General features: G+C 71.2%; 17 protein-coding genes. 1 reads left to right on the plus strand and 16 read right to left on the minus strand.

Going from position 1 to position 19,341, the window contains the following annotated elements:
* Positions 1-95: 95 nt before the first annotated feature.
* Entirely contained in the window at positions 96-569 is a 474-nt protein-coding gene (locus ITJ62_RS00005) for an EVE domain-containing protein (protein ID WP_079705228.1), read from the minus strand.
* 64 nt (positions 570-633) lie between these two features.
* Between ITJ62_RS00005 and ITJ62_RS00010 the strand changes: the two genes are divergently transcribed.
* On the plus strand, positions 634-1,170 hold the full coding sequence (locus ITJ62_RS00010; RefSeq protein ID WP_079705227.1) for a hypothetical protein: 537 nt from the start codon (positions 634-636) through the stop codon (positions 1,168-1,170).
* A gap of 33 nt (positions 1,171-1,203) precedes the next feature.
* Here the strand turns inward: ITJ62_RS00010 and ITJ62_RS00015 are convergent, their stop codons facing one another.
* The 15 genes from ITJ62_RS00015 to ITJ62_RS00085 all read right to left on the minus strand — a co-directional run bounded on the left by ITJ62_RS00015 (position 1,204) and on the right by ITJ62_RS00085 (position 18,985).
* Positions 1,204-2,733, minus strand: coding sequence for an aldehyde dehydrogenase (NADP(+)) (locus tag ITJ62_RS00015; protein WP_194599207.1), 1,530 nt, complete (start codon positions 2,731-2,733; stop codon positions 1,204-1,206).
* A gap of 26 nt (positions 2,734-2,759) precedes the next feature.
* A complete protein-coding gene (locus ITJ62_RS00020; protein WP_194599208.1) occupies positions 2,760-3,761 on the minus strand; it encodes a proline racemase family protein in 1,002 nt (333 codons plus the stop codon).
* A gap of 55 nt (positions 3,762-3,816) precedes the next feature.
* On the minus strand, positions 3,817-4,731 hold the full coding sequence (locus tag ITJ62_RS00025; protein WP_194599209.1) for a dihydrodipicolinate synthase family protein: 915 nt from the start codon (positions 4,729-4,731) through the stop codon (positions 3,817-3,819).
* Between the two features lie 41 nt (positions 4,732-4,772).
* Complete coding sequence (locus tag ITJ62_RS00030; RefSeq protein ID WP_194599210.1) at positions 4,773-6,290, minus strand: FAD-dependent oxidoreductase; 1,518 nt, start codon at positions 6,288-6,290, stop codon at positions 4,773-4,775.
* Positions 6,287-6,637, minus strand: a complete 351-nt coding sequence (locus ITJ62_RS00035) for a (2Fe-2S)-binding protein (RefSeq protein ID WP_194599211.1) — start codon at positions 6,635-6,637, stop codon at positions 6,287-6,289. Before ITJ62_RS00035 ends, ITJ62_RS00030 begins: the two co-directional genes overlap by 4 nt.
* A complete protein-coding gene (locus tag ITJ62_RS00040; RefSeq protein WP_194599212.1) occupies positions 6,637-7,833 on the minus strand; it encodes an FAD-binding oxidoreductase in 1,197 nt (398 codons plus the stop codon). Before ITJ62_RS00040 ends, ITJ62_RS00035 begins: the two co-directional genes overlap by 1 nt.
* 118 nt (positions 7,834-7,951) lie before the next feature.
* Positions 7,952-8,629 (minus strand): GntR family transcriptional regulator, encoded by a 678-nt coding sequence (locus ITJ62_RS00045; protein ID WP_191940596.1) that lies wholly within the window; start codon positions 8,627-8,629, stop codon positions 7,952-7,954.
* 41 nt (positions 8,630-8,670) lie between these two features.
* Entirely contained in the window at positions 8,671-10,161 is a 1,491-nt protein-coding gene (locus tag ITJ62_RS00050; protein ID WP_370581768.1) for an aminopeptidase P family protein, read from the minus strand.
* On the minus strand, positions 10,158-11,471 hold the full coding sequence (locus ITJ62_RS00055; RefSeq protein ID WP_194599213.1) for an alpha/beta fold hydrolase: 1,314 nt from the start codon (positions 11,469-11,471) through the stop codon (positions 10,158-10,160). Before ITJ62_RS00055 ends, ITJ62_RS00050 begins: the two co-directional genes overlap by 4 nt.
* Positions 11,468-12,346 carry an ABC transporter ATP-binding protein gene (locus tag ITJ62_RS00060; protein WP_194599214.1) on the minus strand — a complete coding sequence of 293 codons (879 nt, stop codon included), beginning with the start codon at positions 12,344-12,346 and terminating at the stop codon, positions 11,468-11,470. Before ITJ62_RS00060 ends, ITJ62_RS00055 begins: the two co-directional genes overlap by 4 nt.
* The gene (locus ITJ62_RS00065) at positions 12,343-13,224 is read right to left on the minus strand and encodes an ABC transporter ATP-binding protein (RefSeq protein ID WP_194599215.1); all 882 of its coding nucleotides are present in this window, start codon (positions 13,222-13,224) and stop codon (positions 12,343-12,345) included. The genes ITJ62_RS00060 and ITJ62_RS00065 overlap by 4 nt, the downstream gene beginning before the upstream one ends.
* Complete coding sequence (locus ITJ62_RS00070; protein ID WP_079705218.1) at positions 13,221-14,216, minus strand: ABC transporter permease; 996 nt, start codon at positions 14,214-14,216, stop codon at positions 13,221-13,223. The genes ITJ62_RS00065 and ITJ62_RS00070 overlap by 4 nt, the downstream gene beginning before the upstream one ends.
* The gene (locus tag ITJ62_RS00075; protein ID WP_064294392.1) at positions 14,213-15,148 is read right to left on the minus strand and encodes an ABC transporter permease; all 936 of its coding nucleotides are present in this window, start codon (positions 15,146-15,148) and stop codon (positions 14,213-14,215) included. Before ITJ62_RS00075 ends, ITJ62_RS00070 begins: the two co-directional genes overlap by 4 nt.
* A gap of 45 nt (positions 15,149-15,193) precedes the next feature.
* Positions 15,194-16,888, minus strand: a complete 1,695-nt coding sequence (locus tag ITJ62_RS00080; RefSeq protein WP_079705216.1) for an ABC transporter substrate-binding protein — start codon at positions 16,886-16,888, stop codon at positions 15,194-15,196.
* 78 nt (positions 16,889-16,966) lie between these two features.
* Entirely contained in the window at positions 16,967-18,985 is a 2,019-nt protein-coding gene (locus ITJ62_RS00085; RefSeq protein ID WP_194599216.1) for a glycoside hydrolase family 127 protein, read from the minus strand.
* Between the last annotated feature and the right edge of the window lie 356 nt (positions 18,986-19,341).

Here is a 19,341-nt window from a genome sequence, read left to right on the forward strand (position 1 = left end):
CGGGTCTGGCGCGTGAGCGCGGGCCTCCGGAGGGGCGCGCTCACGCGCCAGACCCGCGGTGACGTCAGCGCACCGCGCTGGCGCAAGGGCAGGGGTCAGCGGGAGGCGGTGGGGAAACGACGGTCGTCGGGGTGGGGCGGACGCATCTCGTTGCGGATGAGCTCGAAGTCGTGACGACTGAGCTCGAGGAACCCCCGGCGGAGCTGGACACCCCAGTTCCGGGTGAAGCTCGTGAAGTCGAGGAGCGCGAGCATCGGACGGATGGGCGCCTCGACCGCGTCCGGGTACCAGTCGACACTCCGCCGCCAGGGCCGCCAATCGGCACCGTCCGGTCGCGGCACGGCCGCCTGGTAGACGGTGTCGTCGGAGACCCGCCCGATCGCGGTGAACGCCTTGAGCGGCTCGCCGTCCGGAGTGCTGACCCGCGGCGAGTAGTACACGAACCCGTCGGACTCGCGCATCTGGTCGAGACCGCCGCGCTGCCCGTGGTTGATCTGCACGAAGCCGTGACGGACGCCGAGGACGACGTGATCCCGCTGGATCACGCCCAGCCAGTACCGGATCGCCATAGGCACAGTCTTCCCTACCGGCGCACCCCCTGCAGCCGCCGAGCCGCACATGCGACACTGAGGCATGCGCGTGATGCTGAAACTCGTCCTGGACTGTGATGTCGACGTCGCCTGGCGGGCACTCCGCTCCCCGGCCGTCCTGCGGGAGCTCTACAGCCCCGTCATGGGACTCGAGGCGCTCGACGCCGACGGGTTCCCCACCATCTGGGAGCCGGGAGCGCACCGCGTCCGTGTGAAGGCCGCCGGTGCGATCCCGGTCGGCGACCAGATCATCGACCTCGAGTTCATCGAGCGCCGCGACGGCACCCGCATCCTCCACGACCAGGGCGACCCGGTCAGCGGGCCGCTCAGCAAGCTCGCCGGCTGGGACCACCAGATGGCGGTCGCCCGCGACAAGCACGACCCGACGAAGACCCTGTACCGCGACCGACTCGTGATCACCGGCGCGATCGCCCCGCTCTACTGGTACCCGCTGTGGGCGACGTGGCAGTGGCGCGGTGCCCGCATCAAGGCCCTCGCGCCGAGCTGGGCCTACGACCCGCCGCTCCCCGGCGACGAGGAGGACGACGAGGTCGGCGCGACGGTCGAGGGCGCCATCTGACGCTGCACCCGCCGGCGGCCGGCCAGCCGTTCGTCAGCGCTGAGCCGCCTCGCCCCAGTGCGTCGACTCGCCCGCGGGCGCGACCGTGCGCGGGACACCGGTGGCCGACGATCGCAGCACCTCCGGAAGGAACCGGTCCGGCATGTTCTGGAACGCGACCGGCCGCAGGAAACGGATGATCGCGGCCGTCCCCACCGAGGTGCTCGAGTCGTTCGTCGTCGCCGGCCATGGTCCGCCGTGCTGCATGGCCGGCGTGACGGCGACGCCGGTGGGCCAACCGCCGAACAGCACCCGGCCGGCGTGCGCCGAGAGCTGCTGGACGAGCTCCACGAGGTCGTCGCTCGTCTCGTCGGCACCGGCGTGCAGGGTAGCCGTCAGGTTGCCCTCGCAGAACTCCGGCACGAGCGGTGCGAACGCCGCACCGGCCGGGACCTCGACGAGGATCGACAACGGACCGAAGGCCTCGTCGAGCAGGGCGTCCCGACCGGCCCGCAGCGCGTCGAGTGAGACCGCGACGATCGTGGGGGTCGCCCAGCCGTCGCCGTCCTCGTCGACCCGCAGCGAACCCTCGGCGATGACCCGCACACCGTCGGTGCCGAGGATCGTGTCGCGCCTCGCCTGGTACCCGGCCGTGATGCGGTCGTTCAGGAGTCGGTGCTCGGGAACCGCCGCAGCGGCCTCACGGATCGACTCGTCGAGCCCCGCGCCGTCCGGCAGGTAGACGAAGCCGGGCTTCGTGCACAGCTGACCCGCCGAGCCCGCGACACTCGTGACGAATCCCGTCGCGATGGCCGTTGCGGACTCGTCGAGGGCGGTCTGCGTCACGAACACGGGGTTGACGCTGCCGAGCTCGCCGAAGAACGGGATCGGGACGGGGCGCGCCGTCGCGAGGTCCGCGAGGATCCGGCCGGCCCGCAGGGAGCCCGTGAAGGAGCCGGCCCGGACGCGCTCGTCCTGCAGGGCGACCACGCCGGCCTCCTGGCCGATGATCGTCTGGAAGACGCCGTCAGGAGCCCCGGACGCCCGGAGCGCGGCCTCGACGACGGCCGCCGTCGCGAGCGAGAGCCGCGGGTGGCCGTCGTGCACCTTGAGGATCACCGGGCATCCGGCCGCGAGGATCGACGCGGTGTCACCACCGGCGACGGAGAAGGCGAACGGGAAGTTGCTCGCCGCGAAGTTCAGGACCGGGCCGAGCGGCACGAGGACGCGGCGGAGTTCCGGGCGCGCGCCGAGCGCGAAGTCCGGGTCGGCCTCGTCGATCCGGACGTCGAGGTAGGAGCCGTCGACGATCGTCTCCGCGAAGAGCCGCAGCTGCACGGCGGTGCGGAGGAGCTCGCCGCGGAGCCGGGCCTCGGCGAGACCCGTCTCCTGCATGCCGACGGGGACGAGCTCGTCCGCGTGGGCCTGCAGGGCGTCGGCGACGGCGACGAGCGCTCGCGCACGGGCGTCCGCCGGCGTCGCGGCCCACGCGGGTGCCGCCGCGGCGGCTCCCCGGAGGACCTCCTCGAGCTGCTCGGGGGTGGTCTCAGCGATGGTGGCGTCGGGGGCTGGCGTGGTCGTCATGTGATCCTCCGGGATCGTGGTGTGGTTCAGAACTGGAAGCCGGTCGGGAACGGATCGGCGGGGTCGAGGAGGTAGGAGCCGATACCGGTGACCCAGGCCCGACCGGAGATGGTCGGGATGACGGCCGGCCGGCCCGCCACCGTCGTCTCGGCGATCAGTCGGCCGGTGAACCGGCTGCCGATGAAGGACTCGTTGACGAAGTCCTGGTCGAGCGGCAGCTCACCGCGGGCCCAGAGCTCGGCCATGCGCGCCGAGGTGCCGGTGCCACAGGGCGAGCGGTCGAACCACCCCGGGAAGATGGCCATCGCATGCCGGGACAGCGCGGCGTCGGATCCCGGCGCGATGAACTCGACGTGGTGGCAGTGGTCGAGCCCGGCGATCTCGGGGTGCACGGGCGGCGCCTGCTCGTTGATCGCCGCCATGATCCGCAGGCCCGCGTCGAGGATGTCCTGCTGACGATCGCGGTCGAAGGGCAGGCCCACGTCGTCGAGGTCGACCATCGCGTAGAAGTTGCCGCCGAACGCGAGGCTGTACGGCACGGTGCCGAGGCCCGGCACCTCGATCGTGGCGTCGAGGCGGTCGACGTAGCTCGGGACGTTCTCGATCGTCACGCGGTCGGCGTGCCTGTCGCTGACGTCGACCCGCGCGATCACGAGTCCGGCGGGGGTGTCGAGCCGGATCGTCGTGACCGGCTCGACGACCTCCACCATGCCGGTCTCCACGAGGACCGTCGCGACCCCGATGGTGCCGTGCCCGCACATCGGCAGGCAGCCGGACACCTCGATGTACACGACGCCCCAGTCGCAGTCCGCACGCGTGGACGGCTGCAGGATCGCCCCGCTCATCGCCGCGTGACCGCGCGGCTCGTTCATGAGGAAGAGCCGCAGGTCGTCGAGGTGCTCCATGAAGTGGAGGCGCTTCTCGTTCATGGTCGCGCCGGGGATCACGCCGACCCCGCCGGTGACGACGCGGGTCGGCATGCCCTCGGTGTGCGAGTCGACCGCACTGATCATGCGGGAGGACTTCATGGTGTGCCTCTCAGGACGGGTGGTCGGGGTCGGGGTGTCGCGTCGGCCGCCAGGCTCAGCGTGCCGCGAGGTAGTCGAGCGCGCGACGCGTCTGCGCCGTGACCTGCTCCGTCTGGAGGGCGTTCAGCGGACCGCGCGGCGGACGCGTCGGACCACCGTAGCTCTCGCCGGCGATGTCGATCGACAGCTTGATGGCTTGGACGAACTCCGTCTTGGAGTCCCACCCGAAGACGGGGACGAGCTCACGGTAGAGGGTGCGGGCCTCGTCGACACGTCCCGAGGTGACGAGCGTGTACAGCTCGACGGCCTCGCGCGGGAAGGCGTTCGGGTAGCCGGCGAACCAGCCGACCGCGCCGGCGACGAGGGACTCGAAGAGGAGGTCGTCCGCCCCCGCGATGACGTCGAGGTCGGTCTTGTCCTGGATCTCGAGCACACGACGGATGTCGGCCGAGAACTCCTTCACGGCGACGACGTGCTCGAGCTTGGCGAGCTCGACGAGCAGGTCGGGCGTGAGGTCGACCTTGGTGTCGATGGGGTTGTTGTAGGCCATGATCGGCAGGCCGACCTCGTCCACGCGGCTGTAGTGCTCGATGACCTCGTCGTCGTTCGCCCGGTAGATGGTGGGCGGCAGGAGCAGGACGCCGTCCGCACCGTCCTCCTTCGCGTACTCGGCCCACTGCTGGGCCTGGTGCCAGCCGACCCCGTGCACACCGGCGACGACGAGGCCGCGGTCGCCGACGGTGTCGACCGCGACCTGGATGACCTTGCGACGCTCGGCGTCCGTCAGCGACGAGTACTCACCGAGCGAGCCGTTCGGGCCGACGCCGCGGCAGCCGTTCTCGATGAGCCAGTTGCAGTGCTCGGCGAAGCGGTCGTAGTCGACGGCGAGGCCTGCGGGCGCCGAGGCGTCCTCCTTGAACGCGAGGGTGGTCGCGACGATGACGCCGCCGAGGTCGAACTGCTTGGCCATGGGTGGTTCCTTTCCGAGGGAGTGGTGCGGAGACCGGTCGGTCATCCTGGGTGTTCGGCCGTCGGGGTCGACGGCGGTTCGTGGGGAGGGTGTCCCGGTGCCTGCGCGGCGAGTTCGCCGATGCGCAGCGGGGAGGCGATGGGCCGGCGGTCGCTCGAGACACCGTCGATGAGGCCGTCACCGCCGGATTCGGAGGCGACGCGGTGGAGGAGCTCCTCGACGGTGCGACCGCACACGCGGCCCTGGCAGATCCCGAGCCCGGCACGCGTGCTGAGTTTGAGCGAGCGCAGGCCGGTCGCGCAGGTGGCGGTCGCCGTCGTGCGCAACGAGCCGTAGTCGACCTCCTCGCAGCGGCAGATGGTGGTGTCGTCGTCGAGCCAGTCGCTCCAGCCGGCCCGGATGCCGTGGGCGCGTTCGAGCCGGTCGGCGAAGGCGAGGAACGTGTCGCGCCGGCTCACGGCGGCACGGATCCCGGAGGCACCGGGGAGTCCGCCGGCCGCAGCGTGTCCCGCGATCGCGCCCTCGGCGAGCGCGGCGTCGACGCCCCCGATCCCGGTGATCTCCCCGGCCGCGAAGACGGTCGGGACGCTCGTGCGCTGCTCGGCGTCGACCTGGACGAACCGGGCTTCGGTGAGCGCGCAGCCGACCGCGACGGGCAGTTCGAGCCGTGGGGTGAACCCGTGGCTGACGCACACGGCGTCCGCTTCGACCGTGCGCTCGGTCCCGGGGATCGGCGACCAGTCGGCGTCGACGGCGGCGATGGTCACGCGCTCGACCCGGTCGGTGCCGTGCGCGGCGACCACGGCGTGACCGACGCGGTACGGGATCCGGTGGCGGAGGTGGCCGCCGACGTAGCCGAGCAGCTCACCGGCCTTCCCGGTCACGCCGAGCAGTTGCCAGGGCTTGGGGAGCCAGCCCCTGGCGAGTCCGCCGACGGTCGTGGCCTCGTAGACACCGAGGACGCGTGATCCGGTCGCGGTCAAGGAAGCGGCCACCGGCAACAGGAACGGTCCGGCGCCGGCCACGACCACCCGCTGACCGACGGTGACCCGCTCGCCCTTCGCGAGGGCCTGGGCGGCACCGGCCGAGAAGACGCCGGGGAGGTCCCAGCCGGGGAACGGCAGCGTGCGGTCGTGCGCACCGGTCGCGAGGACGAGCGCGTCCGGCCGGAGGGTGAGCGGCGTGCGGTCGGCGCCGTCCGGCGGTCCGACCAGGACGTGCAGACGCAGGCCGGTCGCCCCGGAGGTGACGTCCGACCCGTGATCGGCGGCGGCGCGGTCGACGTCGATCGCCCACACCTGCGCCTCGGTGATCACCGTGCAGCCGTCGTCGGCGTCGAGCGCCGCGCGCATGGCGACGAAGCGCTCGAACCCGTGATGCAGCGAGGCCTCGGCCGCCGACGGCCGGCTGGCCGGCAGGTGCCGCCAGTACTGACCGCCGAGCTCGTCCGAGGCGTCGAGCAGCGTGACGGCGGCGCCGAGGGCCCGGGCGGCGAGCGCGGCCTGGAGGCCGGCGGGACCTGCACCGACGACGACGACCTCACGCTGCCGGGCGCTCATGTCCGGTCCCCGAACGGGTCGTTCTCCGTCGTGGGTTCCGGGAGGGCGTCGTGCTGTGTCTCGATGCGGTCGCCGTCCGCGGCGCGACGCTGGCAGGCACGGACGTCCCGTTGGCCGTTCACCGTGACGATGCAGTCGAAGCAGACCCCGATGCCGCAGAAGACGCCCCGTGGCTTCCCGGAGCCGCTGGTGCGGCGCCAGGCGAGGACGCCGGAGCCCAACAGGACGCCGGCGATCGTCTGGCCGCGGAGTCCGTCGACGGGCGTCCCGTCGAGGTCGATGCGCAGCGCGTCTTCCGTGCCGGGCACGATGCGGTCGTCCGTCGCGGGCAGTCGTCTCGAGACCATCAGACCACCTCCGCCGGTCGGTCGACGCGCAAGTGCGGGGCGAGGCCCGGGCGGTCGAGTTGGAACGGGGCGTCGTCGAGGTCGGTGGATCCACCGAGCAGGCGGGCGGCGATGAGTTCAGCGGTCGCGAGGGCCAGTCCGATGCCGGCGCCCTCGTGGCCGGTCGCGTGCCACAGGCCGTCCACGCGGTGGTCGGGGCCGATGACCGGGAGGTGGTCGGGCATGTACGGTCGGAAGCCGCCGTAGCTCCGCATGACCGACGCGTCGCGGAGGAGCGGGAAGAGGCGCAGCGACTTCGCCGCGACCTCGCGGAGCACGTCGACGTCGAGGCGCGCGTCGAACCCGATCTGCTGCCGGCTCGATCCGATGAGGACGGTGCCCGCGGCGGTCGACTCGACGACGCTCGAGGTCTGGAGCGAGGCGTCGCTCGACTGCGTGGCCCCGAAGTAGTCGCCGTCGTAGACCTTGTGGTGCACGCGGTGCGGCATGCGGGTGGTGACGAGCACCATGCCGCGACGGGGACGGACCGGGACGGGTGCGCCGAGCAGGTCGCCGAGTTCGGCCGACCACGGTCCGGCGCAGACGAGGACCGCGTCGCCCGAGACGTCGCCCACGGAGGTACGGACACCCGTGAGGCGACCGGTCGCACTCCGGACGCCGCCCGTCACGGTGACGCCGGTGCGCACGATCGCGCCTGCACGCCGGGCCGAGGCGAGCAGGGCCTCCGTGGCGATGACGGGCTGGACCTGTGCGTCCTCGGGATAGTGGACGGCCGCCGTGGACGAGCGGGTGATCGACGGCTCCGCCGCGAGCAGCTCGTCCTCGGTGAGGGGTCTGGCGTCGACGCCGGCGGCGCGCTGGGCGGCGGCGAAGTCGAGCAGGGGCTGCGCGCCGGCCTCGGTGGTAGCGACAACGATGCCGCCCTTGCGCTCGAACTCGATGCTCGGGAAGGTCGGTCCCAGTTCGGCCGCGAGCTCGGCGGTGACGACGGGCCAGAGGCGTGAGGCGTACCGGGCGAGGTCGAGTTCGGGGCCGGGCCCCTTGTCGGAGACGAGGAGGTTCCCCTCCCCCGAGCCGCTCGTACCGCCGGCGGCCGCCGAACGGTCGAGTACGACGACCTCGGCGCCGCGGCGGGCGAGGATCCGCGCGCAGGCCGCACCGACGATGCCGGCGCCGACGATGACGATGCGGGTCATGGGCGGTCCTCTCGGTCGGTACAGGGAAGGGCTTTCAGTAATGTGTCACACATTCACTGAACAGGCAAGCGTGTACGATCGCGGATCCTGGTCGAGGTCCGCGCACGCACGCCCAGGGCTACTCGGCGTCGGATTCGGGCTTGCCGGCCCACCAGCCGGTGGTGTGCCCGATGTGTCGGTGCATGAGCTCGCGAGCCGCGACCCCGTCACCCCGCTCGAGGGCGTCGAGGAGCTCGTGGTGCTCCACGGCCGAGCGGTCGAGCTGCTGCGAGTCGAGCATGGCTGCCAACCCCACGAGCCGGGTGCGTCCGCGGAGGTCGGCGACGAGCTCGACGAGCAGCGGGTTGCCGAGCTTCGCCGTGAGCGCGAGGTGGAACGCCTGGTCGGCTTCGAGATACCGGGTCAGGTCGCCGTCGCGGGCACCGGCCACGATGTCGTCCGCCTGCTGCCGCAGCTCGGGCAGCGACCCGTGGTCGAAGACCTCCGCCAGGTCCGCCATCGCGGGTGGCTCGAGCAGCTGGCGGATCTGCGCCGTGTTGCGGAGCGAGGCCTCGCTGACGACCGTGACGCGGAACCCCTTGTTCCGGACCGCCTCAACGAAGTCGCGCTTCTCGAGGTCGAGCATCGCTTCGCGGACGGGGGTCGCCGAGACGTTGAACTGCACCGCCAACGTCGGTACCGAGATCATCGTCCCCGGCGCGAGCTCGCCCGAGATGATCGCCGCGGACACCGCCCGCTCCACCTGCGCCCGCAGGCTCAGGCGCTGCTCGGCCGGTCGGATCGCCGACATGCTCATCGCGACTCCCATCCTTCGTCTCCCACCACGGTCCGCTCAGGTTACTGGGCGCGCATCCACGCTTCGATCCCCGACGCGTCGATGGGCAGCGCATCCGACAGCACCTCGGCGCCGTCGGCCGTCACGAGGAGGTCGTCCTCGAGCCGGACGCCGATACCGCGCAGTTCCGGTGGAACCGTCTCGTCGAAGGCGTGGAAGTACAGCCCCGGCTCGACCGTGAGGACCATGCCGGGGGCCATCGAGCCACCCTGGTAGGCCTCGTAGGAGGACTTCGCGCAGTCGTGCACGTCGAGGCCGAGGTGGTGACCGATGCCGCACACGAGGTACCGCCGGTGCTGTTGCCCCATCGGGCTGAGCGCCTCGTCGACGGACACCGGCAGGAGGTCCCAGTCGTGCAGTCCCTGCGCGATGACCTCCATGGCGGCGTGGTGGAAGTCGGTGAAGTCACGGCCCGTACGGACGGCGGCCATCCCGGCGCGGTGGGACGCCTCGACGAGGTCGTGGACGCGCCGCTGCTCCGGGCTGAAGGTGCCCGAGACGGGGAAGGTGCGGGTGACGTCCGCCGTGTAGAACGCACGCGTCTCCACGCCCATGTCGAGCAGGATCGCGTCCTCGGGGCGGACCGGGCCGTCGCACCGCACCCAGTGGAGCGTGGGTGCGTGCGCGCCGCTCCCGACGATGGTCGAGTAGCCGGGGCCGTTCCCCGTGGTGCGGGCGTGTCGGTCGAAGGTCCCCTGCAGCCAGCGCTCACCGCCGCCGGCGACGGCCGTCGGCAGCTCCCGGATCACGGCGGAGAAGCCGCCGACGGTCGCGTCGACCGCTCGCCGCAGTTCCGCGATCTCCCACGCGTCCTTGATCATGCGCAGTTCCGAGAGCACGCGGCCGAGTTCCGGCGCGACCGTCAGCGGCTCGAGCGCGCGATGCCGCGAGGTCAGGGTCCCCGCGAGGAGCGGTCGTTCGACGCCTCGGAGCGCGTCGGGCAGCGCGGCGAGAACCTCCACGCGGAGGTCGAGGACCGCCGACCAGTCGGCCGGCCCCGGCGCGGAGCCGACCCAGAGCTCGCCGTGGTTGGCGTCGGCGAAGAAGCCGGTCTCGCCCGGGTGTGCCGGTGCCGGGACGTACAACGTGGCGTCGTGACCGGCACCGCTCGGTCGCAGCACGAGGACCGCGTCCTCGGCGGAGCAGCCGGTGAGCCAGAAGAAGTCGCTGTCGGGGCGGAAGTCGTAGTTCGAGTCGTTGGCCCGGACGGGCGCGCGACCGGCGGCGACGACGAGCGTCCGCCCGACGAAGGCCTCCCCCAGCCGACGACGGTGCTCGGCTGCGGCCGCGGCGATCCCGGGCTCGACCGGCGGCGTGCGGTCAGGAGTGCCCCAGCCGGTGCCGAGGAACTCGCGGAACGCCGGAACCTCGGCCAGGCGGGGCAGCTTCGGGTCCGGGTTCGCCGGGCGCGGCATGGACGTGGCGGGTGCCTCCGTGGTGGCCGGCGCGAGGCCCGCCGTCTGCTCGGGTGCCTGCTGCTGCGTGTCGGTCATGCCTGCTCCTCATCCGCGCGACGGCCGCCGCGCTCGTCCACCATCGAGAACAGGCGGCGCACCACGGCGGCGTCCTGGATCCCGTCGTGCTCGTACTCGTTCGTGACCCAGGCGGTCGCCCCGCCGACGGCGTCGACCGTCTCCAACTGCAGCTGCGCGTCCACGTACATGTCGTCGTAGTACACGGCCGCGGCGAGCGGCACCGTGCTCGTCTGCAGGACCGCGGGGTCGTACAGCGGATCCCAGTCGGTCTTGGCCGCCAGTCGCTCCACCGCACCCTGGAAGGGTCGGAGCGATCGGATCTCCTCGAACATCCAGGGGTACACCATCTCGCCCGTGAACAGCAGCGGCCTGGCCGTCTCGGCGAACGCCGGCCGTGCATCGCGCTCGGCCTGAGCCGCCCACGCGGTCGCCCCCGAGCCGGCGGCACCGTAGATGCTCTCCTGCAGGGCGATGAAGAGGGGGTTGTCGACGTAGGACGTCCTCCCCCAGACCTGCGCCAGGAAGGTGTCGCTCAGGCGGTGGCCGCTGTCGAACGCCTCGTCGAGCAGCCAGTGGAGGCGCTCGTAGCCGGGCTTCATCCCGAAGTCGATCCCGAGGTTCTGGAAGCGCCGCACGGTGAGTCGGTCGCCGTCCGGCAGGAGCACCTCCTCCGCGGCGAGCCGGTCGGCGATCCGCGAGACGGTCTCGACGTCCTGGGGGTACCGCTCGGCGAAGACCCGGTTCTTGCGCTCGGTGCGCGGATAGGTGCGGCGGTAGACCTCCGCCGCCGACGGGTGGATGCCCGCGAGACCGCCCGTGACGTAACAGGCGGCCAGTCCCTCCGGGGCTCGCGAGAGGTAGGTGAGGGTGAGGAACCCGCCGTAGCTCTGACCGAGCGTCGACCAGCGACGGCCACCGAAGACGGTGCGGCGCAGGTACTCGGCGTCGTCGACGATCGAGTCGGCCCGGAAGCGTTCCAGGTACTCGGCCTGTGCGGCAGCGTCACCGACGGCCGCGATGGACCGCCCGTCGATCCTGGTGCTCCGGCCGGTGCCGCGCTGGTCGAGCAGCACGAGGCGGAAGGTGCGGAGGGCCTCGGCGACCCAGCCGTCCCTGGACACCGGACGCGGGCCTTTGCCGCCCGGTCCGCCCTGGAGGAACACGAGGACCGGGAGCTGCTCGTCGCGACGCAGGGGGTCGACGAGTTCGCGGGCGAACACGCTGATCGTGCGGCCGTCGTCGGGCCGTCGCCAGTCGAGCGGGACGTCGACCGTGTGGTCGGTCACGTGGATCCCCGGCAGCAGGGAGGTGGTGGTGCGGTGGGTCATGCCTCTGTCCTTCCGGCGGCCGATCCGTGCGTCCGCTCCTGTTCGAGCATGGTGGCACGCGCGGCCTCCCAGCTCGGGTCGATCGTGGGCACGGCGGCGAGCAGGGTCTTCGTGTACTCGTCCTGCGGGTGGTCGAAGATCGCCTCGCGGTCACCCTGCTCGACCACCTTGCCCCGGTGCATGACGGCGACGTCGTGGGCGATCTGCCGCACGACGGCGAGGTCGTGCGCGATGAACAGGTAGCTCAGGCCGCGCTCGGCCTGCAGGTCGCGCAACAGGTCGATGATGCGTGCCTGCACCGACACGTCGAGCGCCGACACCGCCTCGTCGCAGATCACGAGCTTCGGGGAGACGGCGAGCGCCCGGGCGATCCCGATGCGCTGGGCCTGGCCGCCGGAGAACTGCCGCGGGTATCGCTGGAGGTGGTCGGGGTTCAGGCCGACGCGGTCGAGCAGGTCGCGCACGAGGGCGCGCTTGCCCTGCTTCGGGGTGATGCCCTGGTAGTCGAGCGGGGCCGACACGATGCGCTCGACGGTGTGCCGGGGGTTCAGGGAGGAGAACGGGTCCTGGAAGACGACCTGCACCTTCGTCCGGAACGCGGCGAGCGCCGGCCCACGCGCGGTGGTGACGTCCTCGCCGTCGAAGGTGATCGTGCCGGCGGTGGGTTCGATGAGCTTCGCGATCATCCGCGCGGTCGTCGACTTGCCGCTGCCCGACTCCCCGACGATGCCGAGCGTCTCGCCCGAGCGGACGGTGAACCCGACGTCGTCGACGGCGCGGAACTGGGTGGTGCGGGCGCGGAACGCCCCGTCACCCTTGGTCGTGAAGTCCTTCGTGAGCCCGGTGGCCTGCAGGAGCACTGGTGCGTCGTTCATGCCTGTCCCTCTCCGGTCGTGGCGGGTGCCGTCGGGCGCTCGGTGAACGGGTCGTCGATCCGCGGAAGGGCGTCGAGCAGTGCGCGGGTGTACGGCGCCTGCGGCCGGGAGAAGATCTGCTCGGCGGTGCCCATCTCGACGGGGTCGCCGCCGCGCATGACGAGCACGTCGTCGGCGACCTGACTGACCACGGCGAGGTCGTGGGTGATGAAGATCATGCCGGTGCCGGTCTCCCGTTGCAGTTCGGAGAGGAGGTCGAGGATCTGCGCCTGGACGGTGACGTCGAGCGCCGTCGTCGGTTCGTCCGCGATGAGCAGGTCGGGTTCCAGGCAGAGCGCCATCGCGATCATGATGCGCTGCCGCATGCCGCCCGAGAACTGGTGCGGGTAGTGGTCGACGCGTCGGGAGGCGTCGGCGATGCGGACCCGTTCGAGAGCCTCGATCGTGACGGCCCTGGCTGCCTTCCGGGAACCGCCACGATGGGCGCGGTACGCCTCCTCGATCTGCAGCCCGACGGTGTAGTACGGGTTGAGCGAGGAGAGCGGGTCCTGGAAGACCATCGCGATCCGGTCGCCGCGGACGCGACGCATCTCGCGGTCGCTGCGACCGACGAGCTCGTGTCCGCTCAGCCGGACGCTGCCGGTCGTGCGCCCGCCGTTCGGAAGCAGTCCCATGATCGCGAGCGAGGTCATCGACTTGCCGGAGCCGGACTCGCCCACGATGCCGAGGGTCTGGCCGTGCTGGACCGCGAACGACGCCTTCCGCACCACGTCGACGTCGCCGGAGGTGGTCGGGAAGGTGACCGTGAGGTCGTCGACCTCGAGCAGCGCCGCCCCGGGGACGGGCAGGGAGATGGTCCTGGTGACGGTGGGGCTCATGCGCTCTTCACTCTCACTCTCGGGTCGAGGAACGTGTACACGACGTCGACCACGACGTTGCCGATGACCACGAAGAACGCGGCCAGGAGGGTGACGCCCATGATGACGGGCTGGTCGTTCTTCGCGATCGAGTCGGCGGCGAGCTTGCCGACGCCGTTCAGTCCGAACACCGTCTCGGTGATGAGGGCGCCACCGAGGAGGCCCGCGAAGTCCATGCCGAAGAGCGTGACGACGGGGGTGAGCGCCGGGCGCAACGCGTGGCGGCGCAGGATGAGCGGCGCGGGCAGGCCCTTCGCCCGGGCGGTCCGCATGAAGTTCTCACCGAGGGTGTCGATGACGTTCGCCCGGACGAGCCTCGCGTACATCGACGCGTAGCCGAGGGCGAGCACGATCCACGGCATGAGGTAGTTCTGGAACCACCGGACCGGGTCCTCGGCGAACGGCACGGCCTGCGGGAACGGCAGGATCTGCAGTTGCACCACGAGGACGTACTGCAGGAGGAGCGCGAGGAAGTAGTTCGGCAGGCTGATGCCGGCGAGCGCGACCATCATCGCCCCACGGTCCCAGCCGGTCCCCTGCTTGACGGCGCTGAGCAGGCCGCCGCTGACGCCGACGAGCAGCCAGAGGACCGCCGCACCGATCGCGACCGTCGCGGTCACGGGGAAGCGCGCGGTGATCATGTCCATGACGGACTCGTTGGTCTGGAAGCTGAAGCCGAGGCACGGCGCCGCGCAGGAGACCGCGGAGGCGCCCTCCCCGTAGCTCCGGCCCATGACGATCCCCCGGATGAACTCGAGGTACTGCTGCCAGAACGGCTGGTCGAGCCCGAGCTGCGCCCGGATCTGGTCGATGCGGTCGGGGGTGCAGGTCTTGCCGCAGATCTGCACCGCCGGGTCGGGCGACAGCAGGAAGAAGATGACGTAGGTGAAGAGGCTGATGAGCAGCAGGATGCCGATCGCCGACGCGATGCGGCGCAGGAGGTAGAGGGTCATGAGGCGGCGTCTCCCGAGTCGAGGGCCTTGCGCAGGCGGTCGCCGAGCACGGTGAAGGACAGCACCGTGAGGAACAGGAAGGTGCCGGGGATCAGGAAGTACATCGGGTCGACCGCGTACCAGCCGACCGCGGTCGCGATCATCTGACCCCAGCTCGGCGTGGGCGGGGTGACACCGACGCCGAGGAAGGAGAGGCCAGCCTCCGTGCCGATGTAACCGGGGACGGCGAGGGTGGCCAGGACGATGATGGTGCCGCGGAGGTTCGGCAGGATCTCGCGGAAGACGATGCGGATGCCCCCGGCGCCCGACGCGCGCGCCGATTCGACGAACTCGCTCGTCCGCAGCGACATCGCCTGACCGCGCACCACCCGGGCGGTGTACGGCCAGCCGAAGAGGCTCAGCACCACGACGAGCAGGACCGGTCGGTTGCCGGCGGGCAGGGCCGACAGGAGCGCGATCATGAAGATGAGCGACGGGAACGCCATGAGGAAGTCCATGACGCGGGAGACGACCTGGTCGACCCACCCGCCGTAGAAGCCGGCGAGCATGCCGAGCACGACGCCGAGCACGGTCGTGACGATCGTCGCCGAGACGGCGATCGACAGCGACACCTGCGCACCGAAGGCGATGCGCGCGAAGATGTCGCGTCCGTTCCCGGGTTCGACCCCGAACCAGTGCTCGGCGGAGATCCCGCCGAGGTTGCCGATCGGCACGCCGCCGAGGTCGGAGTCCACCGCCGACTTGTCGAAGGTGTACGGACCCCAGCCGCTGATGGCGGTGATCAGCGGGGCGAGGATCGCGAGCAGCACGACGAGCACGATGAACGCGACGCTGAGCAGCACCGGCGGGCTGGAGCGGAGGGTGGCGATCACCCGCCGCGCGGGGGTGGGCGCACCGACCGGCGCACCCACCTCCTCGGCGACGGTGGTCAGCTCACTGGGAACGGACGACGACATCTGCGGCTACCGGCTTTCCGACTACTTGCCGGCCGAGGACAGGCCGACGGACACGTAGTCGATGCCACCGGAGTACCCGGCGTGCGAGTACGCACCGGCGACGTTGGCTCCGACGACCATGACCGTCTTCTCGAACAGCAGCGGCACCGTCGGCACGAGCTTCTGGATCTGCTCGTCGAGCGCGCCCCAGGCGGCGTTGGCCTCGTCGGTGTCGGTCATCGCGCGGATCTCGGCGATGCGCTCGTTGACGGCGGGGTCGTTCAGCTGCGCGATGTTCGAGTTGCCCTTCGGGAAGATCTGCGAGCCGTCGAAGAGCGGCGGCAGGAAGGTCGAGCCGGAGGCCCAGTCCGGGCACCAGCCGGTGATGGCGGCGTCGTTCTGCTGCGACGTCGTGCCGATGACCTCGTAGTAGGTCGAGGTGTCGATGAGGTTGAAGTTCACCGTGATGCCTGCCTTCGCGAGCGCCTGCTGCACCGCCTCGGCCTGCGCCTGCATCTTGGGCTGGCTGCGGATGTCGAGCGTGAAGGAGAAGCCGTCGGGCAGGCCCGCCTCGGCGAGGAGTTCCTTGGCCTTCTCCGGGTCGCCTGCGTTGTCCTTGCTCGGGTAGAGGTCGAACTCGGTGTGGCCGGCGACGGTGGGCGGCAGCATGGTGGTCGCGATGTCCGCGAGCTGCGATCCGCCCGAGGCGTCCTTCACCGACTCGCGGTCGATGGCGTACGCGATGGCCTGGCGGACCAGCGGGTTGTCCATGTTCGGCTTGGTCGTGTTCAGGCCCATGTACGTGGTGCAGCCCTGGAGACCGGCGATGGTCCGTGCCTTGAGTGCCGGCGTCTGGATCCGGGAGATGGAGGCCGCCTGGACGGACCCGGCGATCGCGTTCGCGTCGTCACCCTGGCCGGCGATCATGCGCTCGTCGATGGTCGAGGCGTCGAGGCCGAAGGTGAAGTCGAAGCCGTCCGGGTAGGCCTTGCGGACGTCGTCCGTCTTCGGGTCCCACGAGTCGTTGCGGACGAGCTTCAGCTGCGAACCGCGCTCGTAGCTGTCGACCTTGTAGGGGCCGGAGGCGATCGGCATCTTGTCGAGGCTCGTCGTCGTCACCCGCTCGGTGTCGGCGGGGAAGGGCGTGAAGCTGTTCTGCCCGACGACGCTCGCGAAGTCGGCGAACGGCTCCTTGAGCGTGAAGACGATGGTCTGGTCGTCCGGCGTCTGGATGGACGGCAGGTCACCCGTGATGTACGGGCCCTCGTACGAGTCCGTGCCGGCGATCGTGAGGCGGGCGTAGGGCGATCCGACGGCGATGGCCGGGTCGAAGGATCGCTCGACGCCGAACTTCACGTCCTTGCTCGTGATCGGCGTGCCGTCCTCGAACTTGAGGTCGTCCTTGAGCGTGAACGTCCACTGGAGTCCGTCGTCGCTCACCGTGCCGAGGTCGGTCGCGAGGTCGGGGACCATCTCGGTGCCCTTGGCGCCCTCGCCCGTGGACTGCGTCGTCAACGTGCGGTAGATGAGGCGGTAGAAGTTGTTCACGCCGCCGTCGAAGCCCTGGACCGGGTCGAGGTGCGAGAAGTCCGCGTTCAGGAGGACGTCGACGGTGCCGCCCTTCACCGGGGTGCTGGACGGGCCGTCACCTCCCGAGCCCGAACCCGCGGAGGTACACCCCGCGAGGAGGAGGACGGCCGCCGCCGCGAGGGCGGGGATGGAGAATCGTTGCTTCATGACGCTCTGCTTTCGTGTCGATCGGGCGGGTCGCCCGCGGGTGGAGAGGGTGGAGCGGGGTCGGGGGACGGGAGGAGGTCAGCGGGCGCGGAACCAGACGCGCATGGCGCCCGGTTCGCGGTTGCCCCAGAGGGCGTAGGGGATGAGAGTCGCGGTGGTCTGTGTCAGCGAGGCCGTCGTCTCGGTGTCGGCGAGCGGTGCCGCGGCCGGCTCGGCGTCGGGCGCACCGGAGAGGACCGGGTAGAGCACGGCCGGAGCGGGGGCGTCGACGACCGCCGGGACGAGGAGTGCGACGGCGTCGATCCCCTCCCGGTCGAGGATCCGACGGCGCTCGACCACCGTGCGATCCGCGTCGGCTCCGGAGAACCGCAGGAGGTCGAGGTCCGCCGTCGTGTCCTGCTGCTCGGCGCAGGAGACGATCGGTCCGCGGACGAAGGCGATCGAGCCACGGAGGGCGTCGACGGAGGGGTGCGCGCCGTGCGCCCGGACGGGCATCGGGAGATCGAGCTCCACGGTGTCGCCCGCACGCCACCAGCGCCGGACACGGATCCACCCGTCGACGGGTTCGAGCGGCGTGGTCGATCCGCCCACGCGGATGGAGCCGCCCACGACCCACGCGGGGATGCGGATCGCGAGCTCGACCTCGTCGTCGGCGGCGGTGTCCACCGTCACGGTGACCGCTCCGTCCCACGGATACGCGGTGTCGACGGTGACGGAGAGCCGCTCGGTCGTGATCGACGCCGCGGTGAGGTGGGCGATTTCGACACCAGCGGGGGTCGACGTCGCGAGGTGATCCTGCAGTTCCGCGGTCCAACGCACGATGTTCGGCGGGCAGCACGGGCATCCGAACCAGCTCCGCCTGAGGAGTTCGCCGTCCGCCTCCGCCCCCGACCGCTGCAGGTGGTCGGGGCGACGCTGCAGCGGGTTGTCGTAGAAGAAGGCCATGCCGTCCGCGGAGAGGCCGGCGGCGTACGCGTTGTAGAGGACGGTCTCGACGGTGTCGAGGACGGCCGCCGACCCGGTCGCGAGGTACAGGCGCCAGCCCCACTGCATGACGGCGATCGCGGCGCACGTCTCGCTGTAGGAGCGTTCGGACGGCAACTCGTAGCGGTCGCCGATCGCCTCGTCGGAGTGTCGACTCCCGAGGCCGCCCGTGAGGTAGAGCTTCGTCTCCACCATGTCGTCCCAGAGCCGCTGCAGCGACGCGAGCAGCTCCTGGTCGCCGCGTTCGAGGGCGACGTCGGTCGCTCCTGCGGCCAGGTACGCCATGCGGACGGCGTGTCCGGTCACGGAGTCGAGGTCGCGCAATGGGGCCGAGTCCTGGAAGTACTCGGCGGGGAAGACCCGGAGCTCGACCGTGCCGTGGCCGCGTCGGTCGATGAACGCGCTCGCGAGCTCGAGGTAGGACCGCTCGCCGGTCTCGCGGAAGAGCTCCACCAGGGCCATCTCGACCTCGGGGTGCCCGCACACCTGCGGGTCGCCGTCCGGTCCGAACCGTTCGACGGCGAGGTCGGCGAAGGCCCGGGCGACGTGCAGCAGACGGTCGTCGCCGAGACGACGCTTCGCGGCGATCGCCGCCTGGATGAGGTGCCCGAGGTTGTACAGCTCGTGGCCCCAGGCGAGGTCCTCCCAGGGTTCCTTCTCGATCTCCGGAGCCTGGAAGTAGGAGTTGAGGTACCCGTCCTCGCGCTGCGCGGCTTCGATGACGCCGACGGCCTCCTCGTAGAAGTCGCGGACATCGCCGGGTGCCGCCCCGACGAGCTCGTCCTCGGCGAGCAGGTAGGCGAGGCCTTCGAGGGTCTTGAAGACGTCCGTGTCGAGGAACGGGTAGCGCCCGCGGAAGCGCGACGTGCCGTCGCCGGGGTCGGCGATCCGGGCGAGGTTGTCGAGGTTGCCGGCGAGGCGGAGCTGCTCGATCGAGTGCGGGACGGTGGCGACCCGGTTCCGACGCTGCCACGCACCGAGTTCGCCGTCCCCCAGCGCGACCTGTCGAGCGCCCAGCGGGATGCGGACTCCCGCGATGGGTGCGACGGCGGCGTACCGGCCTCCCGCGTGCACCGCGGTGCTCGCTGTTCGGGCGTCTTCGTCGAAGCTCATGGGCGACAGGCCTTTCTGTACCGTGTGACACAGTACACGGATCCGGGTTTGTGGTGGGTGACACATTACTCACCCGCTCCAGCGGACTGTCAAGCGCCGACGACCGATTCCAGGAGATGGAAACACAGCCGTAACGCGCCACTCCCAGCAGACTCCTCGCCCGATGCGCTACGCTGGAGGAACTTGCGTGCGATCGCGCCATCCGGTGCGGTACTCGCTTGCGTCGTAGAACGCTCCCTCTCTCCCCTGCACGGCACCCAGCGGTGCATGCCAGGGTCGATGACACTTCATACGGCGAACGGATGCGCGACCTGCGCCTTCGCCACCTCCCACCAGCGACGACGCCGACGGAAGCA

The organism is Plantibacter sp. VKM Ac-2876, assembly GCF_015350715.1.
In the GTDB taxonomy this organism is placed as follows: domain Bacteria; phylum Actinomycetota; class Actinomycetes; order Actinomycetales; family Microbacteriaceae; genus Plantibacter; species Plantibacter auratus.